The sequence below is a fragment of the Shinella kummerowiae genome (assembly GCF_009827055.1).
Taxonomy (GTDB): domain Bacteria; phylum Pseudomonadota; class Alphaproteobacteria; order Rhizobiales; family Rhizobiaceae; genus Shinella; species Shinella kummerowiae.
The window spans coordinates 314834-328445 of sequence record NZ_WUMK01000007.1 but is presented as its reverse complement, the minus strand read 5'-3'; the positions used below and the strand labels follow the sequence as shown (position 1 = coordinate 328445).

Annotated in this window: 8 protein-coding genes; 4 read left to right on the top strand and 4 right to left on the bottom strand. The window is 63.4% G+C overall.

From position 1 onward, the window contains the following. Position 1: 1 nt before the first annotated feature. Complete coding sequence (locus GR138_RS19860; RefSeq protein WP_160860993.1) at positions 2-460, top strand: NfeD family protein; 459 nt, start codon at positions 2-4, stop codon at positions 458-460. A 6-nt stretch (positions 461-466) separates the two neighbouring features. On the opposite strand, the gene GR138_RS19855 is transcribed toward GR138_RS19860, so the two are convergent. After that, complete coding sequence (locus GR138_RS19855) at positions 467-1462, bottom strand: KpsF/GutQ family sugar-phosphate isomerase (protein WP_160860992.1); 996 nt, start codon at positions 1460-1462, stop codon at positions 467-469. Positions 1463-1607: 145 nt separating this feature from the next. On the opposite strand from GR138_RS19855, the gene GR138_RS19850 reads away from it, so the two are divergent. Then, complete coding sequence (locus tag GR138_RS19850; protein WP_160860991.1) at positions 1608-3092, top strand: outer membrane beta-barrel protein; 1485 nt, start codon at positions 1608-1610, stop codon at positions 3090-3092. Positions 3093-3095: 3 nt separating this feature from the next. Here the strand turns inward: GR138_RS19850 and galU are convergent, their stop codons facing one another. Continuing rightward, positions 3096-3983 (bottom strand): UTP--glucose-1-phosphate uridylyltransferase GalU, encoded by an 888-nt coding sequence (gene galU, locus GR138_RS19845; RefSeq protein WP_160860990.1) that lies wholly within the window; start codon positions 3981-3983, stop codon positions 3096-3098. A gap of 201 nt (positions 3984-4184) precedes the next feature. Here galU and GR138_RS19840 point away from each other — a divergent pair, with 201 nt between their 5' ends. Together GR138_RS19840 and GR138_RS19835 are read left to right on the top strand one after the other, a co-directional pair. Continuing rightward, positions 4185-5405 (top strand): lytic murein transglycosylase, encoded by a 1221-nt coding sequence (locus GR138_RS19840; RefSeq protein ID WP_160860989.1) that lies wholly within the window; start codon positions 4185-4187, stop codon positions 5403-5405. Positions 5406-5534: 129 nt separating this feature from the next. Beyond that, positions 5535-6686 carry an SGNH/GDSL hydrolase family protein gene (locus tag GR138_RS19835; RefSeq protein ID WP_160860988.1) on the top strand — a complete coding sequence of 384 codons (1152 nt, stop codon included), beginning with the start codon at positions 5535-5537 and terminating at the stop codon, positions 6684-6686. A 206-nt stretch (positions 6687-6892) separates the two neighbouring features. Here GR138_RS19835 and GR138_RS19830 read toward each other — a convergent pair whose 3' ends face one another. Together GR138_RS19830 and gltB are read right to left on the bottom strand one after the other, a co-directional pair. Then, positions 6893-8350, bottom strand: coding sequence for a glutamate synthase small subunit (locus GR138_RS19830; RefSeq protein ID WP_160860987.1), 1458 nt, complete (start codon positions 8348-8350; stop codon positions 6893-6895). A 144-nt stretch (positions 8351-8494) separates the two neighbouring features. Continuing rightward, a complete protein-coding gene (gene gltB, locus GR138_RS19825; RefSeq protein WP_160860986.1) occupies positions 8495-13219 on the bottom strand; it encodes a glutamate synthase large subunit in 4725 nt (1574 codons plus the stop codon). Positions 13220-13612: the final 393 nt, after the last annotated feature.

The following is a 13612-nucleotide window of genomic DNA, read 5'->3' as shown; positions in this document are numbered from 1 at the left end:
CATGATCCAGCGCATCGTCACCGAACTCGGCCCCTGGGCCTGGTGGGTGCTCGGCATCGTCCTGTTGATCCTCGAAGTGCTGATGCCCGGCGTCTTCCTCGTCTGGATCGGCATCGCGGCGATCATAACGGGCGCACTGTCGCTGCTCTTGTGGGAGACGGCGTTCTGGACCTGGCACGCGCAATGGCTGGTCTTCGCCGTCCTGTCGTTGATTGCGGCGATCGTTGGTCGCCGGATCGTCCATGCGCGGGGTCAAAACTCCGACCAGCCGCATCTCAACCAGCGCGGCCAGAGCCTTGTTGGCCGCACCGCGACGCTGGAGCAGCCGATCATGGAAGGCCGGGGCCGTATTCGGCTTGATGACACGATGTGGAACGTTCAGGGGCCGGACCTGCCGGTCGGCGCGCGCGTGCGCGTCACTACCAGCAACGGTGCCAATCTCACGGTCGAGGCGATCTGAAGAGGCTCAGGCGACGCCGATCCGCAGCAAGTCGTGGAAGTGCACGATGCCGACGGGGCGGAAGGTCTCGTCGGTGACGATCAGCGCGGAAATATTGTGCTGATTGAGCAAGCCGAGGGCGGCCGTCGCCAGCGTCGCCGGCTTCACCGTCTTCGGGCTGCGCGTCATGATATCGTCGACGTCGAGTTCGGCAAGGTTGCGCGAAAGGTTACGCGCGATGTCACCGTCGGTCACGATACCAACGAGGATGCCGTCGTCATTGATGACCCCGACGCAGCCATAACGCTTCTGCGCGAGCAACATGACGGCATCCGGCATCGAGGTGCCGAGCGCCACGAGCGGCATGTTTTCACCGCTGTGCATGATGTCACCGACATGGGACAGGCTCGCCCCCAGCTTGCCACCAGGGTGGAAAGTCTTGAAATCCGTGGCGGTGAAACCGCGCGCCTCGAGAAGGGCGACGGCGATCGCATCGCCGAGCGCGAGCTGCATCAGCGTCGATGTGGTGGGCGCCAGTCCATGCGGGCAGGCTTCCTGCGCCTTCGGCAGCAGCAGCAGCGTATCGGCCTCGCGCGCCAGCGCCGAACGCTCGCCCGAGGTCATGGCGATCAGCGGAATCGAGAAGCGGCGGGAATAGGAAACGATGCCCTGAAGTTCGGCGGTCTCGCCGCTCCAGGAGATGGCGAGGATGACGTCGTCGCGCGCGATCATGCCGAGGTCGCCGTGATTGGCTTCGACGGGATGCACGAAGAAGGACGGCGTGCCGGTCGAGGCGAAGGTCGCCGCGATCTTCGCGCCGATATGGCCGGACTTGCCGATACCGGTGATGACGACGCGTCCGCTGATGTCGCCGATCAGCCGCACCGCCTCGCAGAACGCGTCGTAAAGGCCGCCTTCAAGGGCTGCCGAAAGGGCAACGAGGCCGGCCTTTTCGGTTTCAACGGTCCGTAGAGCGGAGGCGATGGCGCCGTCGCTGTCGATTTTTGCCTGTCTTTTGATCATGCGCCTCGTTAACGCTTTTGCAGAGAACTGTCCATGCACGAATGAAGGCAGAGCGTTACCGCGAGTGAATCACCAATAGCAACCAAGCGTTAACCACGACGGTTTACGTTCGCTTAGGAAATTCTCGAGGATTCGCAGGCCCATCATGGCAGTGGCAAATGGAATGGATCGCGGAGCAGCACAGCTCCGCCTGTCGCGGCAGCTGGCCGGGCTTTTGCTCGCCGGCACCGTGCTCGCGTCCGTTCCTGCCTTTGCACAGGAGCAAATGCCCGCTGATCCCATCGCCTTGACCGACCCGCTTGCCCTGCCGCCCGCCGATGGCGGCGATGCAACGCCGGATACAGCCACCACCACGAACAGCGTTCCGGCCCTGACCGACGAACAGCAGGACGCCCTCGCCACGGCGGCCGACGACGGCGCGGTCGGTCGTGTCGGCAGTGAGACGGAACGACTGAACGCACCGGAAAGCAGCGTCGACGGCGCGCGCAGCGCCTTCGGCGACCCCTATGAGCCGACCGGCATCCGGCTCGGCAGCTTCGTGCTGCGGCCATCCGTTTCCCAGGGCATTGGCTACGAGAAGACGAAGGTCGGCTCGTCTTCCACCAGCCGGACCTTTTCAACCACAGGGTTCCGGGGATCGCTGACATCCGACTGGTCGCGCCACCAGTGGACCATTGACGCCGAGGGCGTCTACCAGCGCAACATCAGCGGCGTGGGTGAAACTGAGCCGGAATTACGCATCAACAGTGACCTCAGGCTCGACCTCAGCGGTGATACGACGGCGAACCTGACGGCCGGCTACAGTTTCGAACGCGAGAGCAACAGCGATCCCAACGCGATCGACGGCGCCAGCGCCCAGTCCGGCGTGCACGGATTTACCGCCGGCGCGCGGGTAACACGGGATTTCGGGTTGATCCGCGGCACGATCGGCGCTGATCTGCAGCGTGAAGTGTTCAGCTCCGCCACCCTTGCAAACGGCACCAAGCTCGTCATGTCGGACCGTAACTACACGGAAGGAACCTTGACCGCCCGCATCGGCTATGAGCTGTCGCCGGCCCTGATCCCCTATCTCGAAGCCTCGGTCGGCAAATCGATCTATGACGACAAGCGCGATCAGCAAGGCTATGCCCGCTCCTCCTCCACACTCGGCGGTCGTGCGGGCATGGAAATCGATCTCGGAGAAAAGCTGCGCGGCGATCTCGGCATCGGCTTCACACGCGCGACGTTCGAAGACAGCCGTCTGGCGGCAATCGAGGCCGTGACGATCGATGGCTCGGTCTTCTGGTCACCGCGGCGCGGCACGGACCTGCGCCTCGGCCTACGCTCGGAAATCGAACCGTCGACCACGGCCAATGAGAGCGGTTATGTGACCTACGAAACCAATGCCGAACTGACGCACGAATTGCGCGACAACTTGGTCGCGCGCCTCAGCGGCATCTATACGTGGCGTGATTTCTCGTCGTCAGCGGGCGAAGACCAATATGTCTACCAGATCGGCACGGGCCTGACCTGGAACCTCAATCGCTGGCTGGCGATGACCGGCGACGTCTCCTACGAACTGACCAAGCAGTCCGGCGCCGACGATACCGGCATCACGCGTGCCGGTATCGGTCTCGTTCTGCGCCGCTGACCTTTACTTCAGCTTGGCGACCAGGTCCTTGAGCGGCCCTTCCACCGAGGGGCGGATGTCCGCGCGGGCAAGGGCGAAGGCGATGTTGGCGAGGATGAACCCATCCTTCGCACCACAGTCATAGGTCTCGCCGCGGAAATGGTAGGCGGCGAATTTCTGGTCGCCCGCAAGCTTCACCATGGCGTCGGTGAGCTGGATCTCGTTGCCGGCGCCGCGCTCCTGATTGGCGAGGATCGGGAAGATTTCCGGCTGCAGGATGTAGCGGCCGTTGATGAAGAAGTTGGAGGGCGCGGTGCCCGGCACGGGCTTCTCGACCATCTTGGTGATGGCAAAACCATCGCCGACCTTCTCGCCAACGCCGACGATGCCGTATTTGTGGGCCTGATCGGGCGCGCATTCCTCGACGGCGATGACATTCGCACCGCTGTGCTCGAACAGCTCGACCATGCCCTTCATGCAGCCCTTCTCGGCCTTCATGATCATGTCGGGCAGAAGCAGGGCGAAGGGCTCGTTGCCGACCAGTTCGCGGGCGCACCACACGGCATGGCCGAGGCCGAGCGGCTCCTGCTGGCGGGTGAAGCTCGTGGAACCTGCGACCGGCAGGATGCTTTCGAGCAGCGTCAGTTCTGCCGTCTTGTTGCGCTGGCGCAGCGTCTGTTCAAGCTCGACCTGAATGTCGAAATAGTCCTCGATGACCGCCTTGGAACGGCCGGTCACGAAGATCAGGTGCTCGATGCCGGCGTCCAGCGCCTCGTCGACCACGTACTGGATCACCGGCTTGTCCACGACGGTCAGCATCTCCTTCGGCACGGCTTTCGTTGCCGGAAGGAAGCGCGTGCCGAGACCGGCCACTGGAAACACTGCTTTGCGAACCTTACGTGTCTGAGACATTATTCACCTCTTTGAGCCCGTTACCGTCATGGTCAGGGCGCATCTGTGCCGGAATAGAAGCCAATTGCTATTTTTTTGCAAAGGAAGACGAGACAAAAGTTTGATGGTAAAGAATTTGTTGACTTCGTTTTTATAAGTTTTGCGTTCAGCCGGTGGTTTCAAGCCATCGTACCGAAATTTAAGAAACGGACATGATAGCCGATGACCCAGAATCTGAAGACCGTTCTGCGCCGATCTGCCCTCACCCTCCTGCTTTCGGCCGGGCTTTTCGCCCAGGCCGGCGTCGCCCGCGCGGACGCCCGCTTCCAGAAGTGGGTCGCCGATTTCTACGCGACTGCAGCCGAGGCCGGCATCACCAAGTCGACCTACCAGAAGGCGTTTTCCGGCGTCAAGACACCCGATCCGGACGTGCTGGAGAAGGCGGCCTACCAGCCTGAATTCAAGCACAAGATCTGGGACTATCTCGACTCGCGCGTCAACCCCTACACGGTGCGCATCGGCCAGGAGATGGCGGCGAAACACGGCCGCACATTGGCAGCGCTTGAGCGCCATTTCGGCGTCGACCGCAACATCCTGCTCGCCATCTGGTCGATGGAATCGAATTACGGCGCGGTGCTGGAGAAGAGCGAGCGGCTGCATTACGTGCCGCGCGCGCTAGCAACGCTTGCCTATGCCGACAAGAAGCGTGCGAAATTTGCCCGCACACAGCTGATCGCTGCCCTCAAAATCATCCAGCGCGGCGATATCGACGCCGCCGACATGACCGGGTCCTGGGCCGGCGCGATGGGCCACACCCAGTTCATCCCGACGAGCTACCTGATCTATGCCGTCGATGCCGACGGCAACGGCCACCGCGACATCTGGAACTCGGTGCCGGATGCGCTGGCGACCGCCGCAAACCTGCTCGCCAAGAACGGCTGGCAGGCGGGCAAGACCTGGGGATACGAAATCGTCGTACCGAAGGGCGGCAGCAAATATTCCGGCCAGACGAAAACGCTCGCCCAATGGGCCAAGCTCGGCTTCACGCGCCCCAATGGCAGCGGCTTCAAGAACGGCGCCGACCGCGCGGAACTCAAGCTGCCGGCCAATGGTGGGCCGGGCTTCCTGATGACCAAGAACTTCTTCGTCATCAAGCGCTACAATGCGTCGGACTCCTACGCCATGGGCGTCGGCATGCTGGCCGACCAGCTCGCCGGCTACAGCGGTGTCAAGCAACGCTGGCCGCGCCCGGATGGCACGCTCGACATTACCGAAAAATTCGAGCTTCAGACGCGCCTCAAGGAGCTTGGCTACTATGAGGGCGAGGTCGACGGCAACTTCGGCTCCGGCTCCAAGGCGGCGATCCAGGCCTTCCAGAACCGCATGGGCCTGGCGGCGGATGGCGAGCCAAGTCAGCAACTCCTCAAGGCGTTGCGCCGTTAATATCGGACGGAAATGAGAACAGGGGCGCTCCGGCGCCCCTTTTTGCTGCCCGGCGCTTCCGTTCCCCTCCCGCTTTTGCCATCATGCCGCCACCGACGTCCTTCAGGATCACGGTGGAGGCCGGAATTCATGAGCATGAACACGATAGTGCGGATTCTACGCCTGGGCTTTGCCCTTGCCGTCTCGACGAGCGTCGTCGTGACCGCCATGCCGGCCGGCGCGCAGGAGCGTACCGAGCGCAAGACGATCCTCCAGCTTCTCTTCGGCACGCCGAAGCGCAAGGAGGTCATCCGCGAACCGGAGGTCCGCAAGCCGCGCACCGTCAACCGCAAGAAGAAAAAGCCGGCCGCCGTCATCGCCAAGCCGGCGCCGGTGGTGATCGAAAAACTGCCGGAAGCAAAAGTCATACTCGTGGTCGGCGACTTCATCGCCGGCAGCCTCGGCGAAGGCTTGGCAACCGCCTTCGAGACAACACCCGGCATCGTCGTCGAGCGCCGCACGAACGGCTCCTCCGGCATCGTGCGCGATGACTATTACGACTGGCCCGCGTCGCTGCCCGGCCTGATCGCCGAAACGAAACCCGCTCTCGTCGTCATCAGCATGGGCGCCAACGACCGCCAGCAGATGCCCGTTGCCGGGGAGAAGGAAAAATTCCGCTCCGAGGCGTGGACGAAGGAATACGAGGCGCGTGTCGCGCGGCTTGCGACCTTGGCGCGCGATGCCGGCAAGCCGATGCTCTGGGTCGGCATGCCGGCCTTCCAGTCCTCGGCGCTCACCGCCGACATGACGACGCTCAACACGATCTACCGTGCAAGCGTCGAGAAGACCGGTGGCGAATTCGTCGACATCTGGGACGGTTTCGTCGACGAGAACGGCAAGTTCGTGATTTCCGGCTCCGATATCAACGGCCAGCAGGTGCGCCTGCGCGGTTCGGACGGCATCAATTTCACCAAGGCCGGCAAACGCAAGCTCGCCTTCTACGTCGAGAAGGAAATCCGGCGCCTGCTGGGGGATGCTGCCGCAGACGGTCCGGGCCTGCAGGGCGACCTCAAGGATCTCGTTGTCGCCACGCCTCCGGTCGAGGATGCGGAGATTACCAAGACGCAGCCAATCAGCCTTGCCGACCCGGCACTCGACGGCGGCACCGCCCTGCTGGGCGGCGCGACGACCAAGGGCAATGGCAAGAGCCTGCGCGAAAAGCTGGTCGAGAAGGGCGAGATCGCCGATGCGCCGCTCGGCCGCGTCGATGATTTCCGCCTGGACAAGACCGCGACACCGTAGGCAACGGCAGCCTCGCCGAGAAAGCATGCATCCGGGCCAGGCCCTCCTCCCTCTCCTTCGTCATCCTCGGGCTTGACCCGAGGACCCGCAGCCGCGTCCTGCGCGTGGATGGATGGTCGGGTCGAGCCCGACCATGACGGAAGAGAGGTATGAGGACGTGGTATGCGACGGGCACGCCAGAGAACCGGCGTGCCTCTTTGTAAATCTCAGCGCGGCAGCGTGGTCGCACCCATCAGCGCTTCGTCGATGGCGCGCGCCGCCTGGCGGCCTTCGCGGATCGCCCAGACGACCAGCGACTGGCCGCGGCGCACGTCGCCGGCCGTCCACAGTTTGTCGACCGAGGTCTTGTAGTCGCGCTCGTTGGCAATGACGTTGGACGAGCCACGCTTGTCGGTGTTGATCGCGAGCTGGTCGCCGAGGTCCTTCAGCACGCTGTTGGTGAAGGGGCCGCGGAAGCCGATGGCGATGAAGGCGAGATCGGCCTTGATGATGAACTCCGTGCCGGCGATCGGCTTGCGGCGGTCGTCCACCTGGCAGCACTTCACGCCGGTCAAGACGCCATCCTCGTCGCCGACGAATTCGAGCGTGCCGACCTGGAACTCGCGCACCGCGCCTTCGGCCTGCGAGGAGGAGGTGCGCATCTTCGTCGCCCAGAACGGCCAGACGGCGAGCTTGTCTTCCTTTTCCGGCGGCTGCGGGCGGATGTCGAGCTGGGTGACCTTGACGGCACCCTGGCGGAACGCCGTGCCGACGCAGTCGGACGCCGTGTCACCACCGCCAACGACGACGATATGCTTGCCACCGGCCAGGATCGGATCGGACGGCCAGCCGACGCTGTCGATGTTTTCACGGCCGACGCGGCGGTTCTGCTGCACGAGATAGGGCATGGCATCATGCACGCCAGCGAATTCGACGCCCGGAATGCCGGCATCGCGCGGTGTCTCGGAGCCGCCGCAATAGAGGACCGCGTCGTGCTCGGCGAGCATTTCCGCCATCGGCTTGTCGACGCCGACATTGACGCCGTAGTGGAACGTCACGCCTTCGCCGCGCATCTGGTCGACGCGGCGATCGATGAAGTTCTTTTCCATCTTGAAGTCCGGAATGCCATAGCGCAGCAGGCCGCCGGCCTTGGATTCACGCTCATAGAGATGGACCTCGTGGCCGGCGCGGGCAAGCTGCTGGGCGGCCGCCATGCCGGCGGGGCCGGAACCGATGACGGCAACCTTCTTGCCGGTCTTCACCGTCGCCGGCTGCGGCACGATATAGCCCATCTCATAGGCCTTGTCGGCGATCGCCTGTTCGACGGTCTTGATGGAGACCGGTGCGTCCTCGAGGTTCAGCGTGCAGGCCTCCTCGCAGGGTGCGGGGCAGACGCGGCCAGTGAATTCCGGGAAGTTGTTGGTCGAATGCAGGTTGCGGATCGCCTCTTCCCAGTTGCCGTTATAGACGAGGTCGTTCCAGTCCGGGATCTGGTTGTGCACCGGACACCCGGTCGGGCCGTGGCAATAGGGAATGCCGCAGTCCATGCAGCGCGCGGCCTGCTTCTGCACCTCAGGGTCCGACATCGGGATGGTGAATTCGCGGAAATGGCGGATGCGGTCTGAGGCTGGCTGATACTTTGCCACCTGTCGGTCGATTTCCATGAAACCAGTAACCTTGCCCACGTCAATAATCCTCACTCAAGGCGGCGCTTTCAAGGCGCCGGACCGGTGCGCAGCTCCGCTGTCGCGCCGGTTAAGATGAATTCGATCCTGATTTCGCTGTCTTTACGGCGCGCAATCAGTCGGTGAAGGTCGAAAACCGCTGCCTTATTCGGCAGCGACCCCCATCCTCATGCGCTCCATCTCTTCGAGCGCGCGTCGGTACTCGACCGGCATCACCTTGCGGAATTTCGGACGATACTCGGCCCATTGGTCGAGGATCTCCTTGGCCCGCGGCGAGCCCGTATAGTGCAGGTGGTTCGAGATCAGCTGATAAAGCCGTTCCTCATCATGGCGCGTCATGTCGTCGGACACGTCGACCATGCCCTTGTGCATGAGGTCGCCACCGTGGTGGTGCAGCTTCTCCAGCATGTCGTCCTCTTCCGGCACCGGCTCGAGTTCGACCATCGCCATGTTGCAGCGGCGGGCAAAATCACCGGCCTCGTCCAGCACATAGGCGACACCGCCCGACATGCCGGCCGCGAAGTTGCGTCCGGTCTGGCCGATGACGACGACGACGCCGCCCGTCATGTATTCGCAGCCATGGTCGCCCACGCCCTCGACGACGGCGACGGCACCGGAATTGCGCACGGCGAAGCGTTCACCGGCCACACCGTTGAAGTAGCACTCGCCCGAGATCGCGCCGTAGAGCACCGTGTTGCCGACGATGATCGATTCATGCGGCACCGCGCGGTTGCCTTCCGGCGGACGCACGACGATACGGCCACCGGAAAGGCCCTTGCCGACATAGTCGTTGCCGGCACCCACCAGATCGAAGGTGATGCCGCGCGCGAGAAACGCGGCAAAGGACTGGCCGGCCGTGCCGTGCAGCTTCACCGAGATCGTGTCGTCCTTCAGGCCCTTGAAGCCGAAGCGCTTGGCAACGGCCCCGGAGAGCATGGCACCGGCCGAGCGGTCGACGTTCTTGATGTCGACCTCGAAGGCGACCGGCGTCTTGTTTTCCAGCGCAGGCTTTGCCTCCTCAATCAGCTTGCGATCGAGAATGTCGTGGATCGGGTGGTTCTGCCGCTCGGTCCAGTAGGTCGCCTCCTTCGGCGCATCGACCTTGTGGAAGATGCGGCTGAAGTCGAGCCCGTTGGCCTTCCAGTGCGAAATCATCGTCTCCTTCTCGAGCAGTTCCGAGGCGCCGATGATCTCGTTCAGCGAGCGAACGCCGAGCGAGGCCAGGATTTCGCGGACCTCTTCGGCAACAAAGAAGAAGTAGTTGATGACATGTTCCGGCGTGCCCTTGAAGCGCTTGCGCAGAACCGGGTCCTGCGTCGCGACCCCCACCGGGCAGGTGTTGAGGTGGCACTTGCGCATCATGATGCAGCCGGCAGCAATCAGCGGCGCGGTGGCGAAGCCGAATTCGTCCGCGCCCAGAAGCGCACCGACGACAACATCGCGACCGGTCTTCAAGCCACCGTCCACCTGCAGCGCGATGCGCGAACGCAGTTTGTTGAGCACGAGCGTCTGGTGCGTTTCGGCAAGGCCGATTTCCCAGGGGGAACCGGCATGCTTCAGCGAGGTGAGCGGCGAGGCGCCCGTGCCGCCATCGAATCCGGCGATCGTGATATGGTCGGCGCGCGCCTTGGCAACGCCGGCGGCAACCGTGCCGACGCCGACTTCCGAGACGAGCTTGACCGAAATATCGGCTTCCGGGTTGACGTTCTTCAGGTCGTAGATGAGCTGCGCCAGATCCTCGATCGAGTAGATGTCATGGTGCGGCGGCGGCGAGATGAGGCCGACGCCCGGGGTGGAGTGACGGGTCTTGGCGACCGTCGCATCCACCTTGTGGCCGGGCAACTGGCCGCCTTCGCCGGGCTTGGCACCCTGCGCGACCTTGATCTGCAGCATGTCCGCGTTGACCAGGTATTCCGTCGTCACGCCGAAGCGGCCGGATGCGACCTGCTTGATCGCCGAACGCTCGGGATTGGCGGAACCGTCCGGCCGCGGCAGGTAGCGGTCTGCCTCCTCACCGCCCTCGCCGGTGTTCGACTTGCCGCCGATCCGGTTCATGGCGACGGCAAGCGTCGTGTGCGCTTCGCGGGAAATCGAGCCGAAGGACATGGCGCCCGTCGAGAAACGCTTGACGATGTCCGCTGCCGGCTCGACCTCGTCGATGGAGATCGGCTTGCGGCCGGCAGCCTCAGCACCCTTGATGGCGAAGAGGCCACGGATCGTGTTCATGCGCAGCGACGAGGCGTTCACCAGTTCGGCGAATTCCTTGTAGCGGTCGGCCGCATTGCCGCGCACCGCATGCTGCAGCGAGGCGACGACATCAGGCGTCCAGGCATGATCCTCGCCGCGCATGCGGTAGGCATATTCGCCGCCGATATCGAGCGTGTTGGCGAGCAGCGGATCGCGGCCGAAGGCAGCCTTGTGGCGGTTGAAGGTCTCCGTGGCGATCTGTTCGAGGCCGATGCCCTCGATGGTCGTTGCCGTGCCGAAGAAATACTTGTCCACCAGTTCGGACGACAGGCCGATGGCGTCGAAGATCTGCGCGCCGCAATAGGACTGGTAGGTCGAGATGCCCATCTTGGACATGACCTTCAGGATGCCCTTGCCGATCGCCTTGATGTAACGATAGACCACTTCCTCCCCGTCGACTTCCTTCGGAAATTCGCCGCGCTTGTGCATGTCGGTGAGCGTATCGAAGGCGAGATACGGGTTGATCGCTTCGGCGCCATAACCGGCCAGAAGACAGAAATGGTGCACTTCGCGCGGTTCGCCGGTTTCGACAACGAGGCCGACCGAGGTGCGCAGGCCCTTGCGGATCAGGTGGTGGTGCACGGCGGCGGTCGCCAGCAGCGCCGGGATCGCCACGCGATCCGGCCCGATCTGGCGATCGGAGAGCACGATGATGTTGTAGCCGTTGTTGACGGCCTGCTCGGCACGCTCGCACAGCCGGGTCAGCATTTCCGGCATGCTTTCGGCGCCACGCGAGACATCATAGGTGAAGTCCAGCGTCTTGGTATCGAACAGGTCCTCGACATGGCCGATGGAGCGGATCTTTTCCAGATCGCCATTGGTAAGGATCGGCTGACGCACTTCCATGCGCTTGGCCTTGGCCGCACCGCCATGGTCGAGAATGTTCGGACGCGGCCCGATGAAGGAGACGAGGCTCATGACCAGTTCCTCGCGGATCGGATCGATGGGCGGGTTCGTCACCTGCGCGAAGTTCTGCTTGAAATAGGTGTAGAGCAGCTTGGTCTTGTCGGACATGGCCGAGATCGGCGTGTCCGTACCCATGGAGCCGATCGCTTCCTGGCCCGTCGTTGCCATCGGCGACATCAGCAGCCTGGTGTCCTCCTGGGTATAGCCGAAGGCCTGCTGGCGATCGCGCAGCGACACGTCGCGACGCAACGCACGCGGCTCGACCGGGCCGAGTTCTTCCAGGATGATCTGCGTGTTGCCCAGCCAGTCGCTATAGGGGTGCTTGGCGGCGAGCGCGGACTTCACCTCGTCATCGGAGATGACGCGGCCCTCTTCCATGTCGATGAGCAGCATCTTGCCTGGCTGGAGGCGCCACTTCTTGATGATGCTCTCTTCCTTGACCGGCAGCGTGCCGGCTTCGGAGGCGAGGATGACGCGGTCGTCATCGGTCACGAGATAGCGCGCCGGGCGTAGGCCGTTGCGGTCGAGCATGGCACCGACCTGCCGGCCATCCGTGAAGGCGACGGCGGCCGGGCCGTCCCACGGCTCCATCAGGGCGGCGTGGTACTCGTAGAACGCCTTGCGCTCCGGGCTCATCAACTGGTTGCCGGCCCAGGCTTCCGGGATCAGCATCATCGCCGCATGGGCCATGGAGTAGCCGCCGCGCACGAGGAATTCGAGCGCGTTGTCGAAACAGGCGGTGTCCGACTGGCCCTCATAGGAGATCGGCCAGAGCTTCGTGATATCGTCGCCGAAGAGCGGCGAGGAAACGGAGGCTTGGCGGGCCGCCATCCAGTTGACGTTGCCGCGCAGCGTGTTGATTTCGCCGTTGTGGGCGACCATGCGGTAGGGGTGGGCCAGCTTCCACGACGGGAAGGTGTTGGTGGAGAAACGCTGGTGCACGAGGGCGACGGCCGACTCGAAGCGCGGGTCAGCGAGGTCCTTGTAGTAGGCGCCCACCTGGTAGGCGAGGAACATGCCCTTGTAGACGATCGTCGTCGAGGACAGCGAGACCGGGTAGAAGTTGCTCTCCTCGCCCTCATATTCGTCATAGATGCGGTTGGAGATCACCTTGCGCAGCGTGAAGAGGCGGCGCTCGAACTCGGCATTGGTCGCGGCCTCGCGGCCGGCGCCGACGAACACCTGGACATGGCGCGGCTCGGTGGCGGCGATTTCCGGCGCCTTGGAGAGCGAGGCATTGTCGACCGGCACGTCGCGGAAGCCGAGAAGAACCTGGCCCTCCTCGGCAATGACGTCACCGATAACCTTCTTGAAATAATCGACGAGTTTCTCGTCCTGCGGCATGAAGATGTGGCCGACGGCATATTCGCCAGCCTTCGGCAGGGTGATGCCCTGGAGCGCCATTTCCTCGCGGAAGAACCGGTCCGGGATCTGCACGAGGATGCCGGCACCATCGCCCATCAGCGGATCGGCGCCAACGGCGCCGCGGTGCGTCAGGTTCTCGAGCATGAAAAGCCCGTCCTTGACGATCTGGTGCGACTTCTGCCCCTTCAGGTGCGCGACGAAGCCGACGCCGCAGGCATCGTGCTCATTGCGCGGATCGTAGAGGCCCTGTCGTTTCGGTATGCCTGTCGTGGAGGGACGCGTTTTGGCGTCCGTCGCAGTGATCTGCGTCCGGTTCTGCCTAAACCCGTTTGATGGCGTCATGTCCGTCATCGTCGTCCCTCCTTCTAGGCCCGGCATCGTGCGGGCAACCGTTTTCGCCCACGTGGCAGCCGTTTGCCTTGTCGCAAGTACGGCCACGCGAGCGTCTCTTGTATGGACCTGATCCGACCGTAAAAAGACGACGGCCGACCAGACATGTCATCGGGACCGTCAAGGCGGCGGGCTTTTCAGGAGAGAACCTCTCCATCACCCGGCGCCGTGTGCGGCACTCTCTCGCGGTCGCGGGAGGCGCCTGCTCGGTCTCTTGACCGAAATAGGACAGCAACACTGTCCTATTTCATGTGTTCTATGCCAGAAACACCCCAGCCCTGCAAGGCCATCATGCCAAATAATCACCATGTCATGAAGAAAAATTGCCCGCACCGTCGAAGGCTTGAAATTAAA

What these genes read in the sequence shown, in the direction of transcription:
- GR138_RS19860 (WP_160860993.1), top strand. Translation starts at nt 2, where the DNA reads ATGATCCAGCGCATCGTCACCGAACTCGGCCCCTGGGCCTGGTGGGTG.
- GR138_RS19855 (WP_160860992.1), bottom strand. Translation starts at nt 1,462, where the DNA reads ATGATCAAAAGACAGGCAAAAATCGACAGCGACGGCGCCATCGCCTCC.
- GR138_RS19850 (WP_160860991.1), top strand. Translation starts at nt 1,608, where the DNA reads ATGGCAGTGGCAAATGGAATGGATCGCGGAGCAGCACAGCTCCGCCTG.
- galU (WP_160860990.1), bottom strand. Translation starts at nt 3,983, where the DNA reads ATGTCTCAGACACGTAAGGTTCGCAAAGCAGTGTTTCCAGTGGCCGGT.
- GR138_RS19840 (WP_160860989.1), top strand. Translation starts at nt 4,185, where the DNA reads ATGACCCAGAATCTGAAGACCGTTCTGCGCCGATCTGCCCTCACCCTC.
- GR138_RS19835 (WP_160860988.1), top strand. Translation starts at nt 5,535, where the DNA reads ATGAGCATGAACACGATAGTGCGGATTCTACGCCTGGGCTTTGCCCTT.
- gltB (WP_160860986.1), bottom strand. Translation starts at nt 13,219, where the DNA reads ATGACGGACATGACGCCATCAAACGGGTTTAGGCAGAACCGGACGCAG.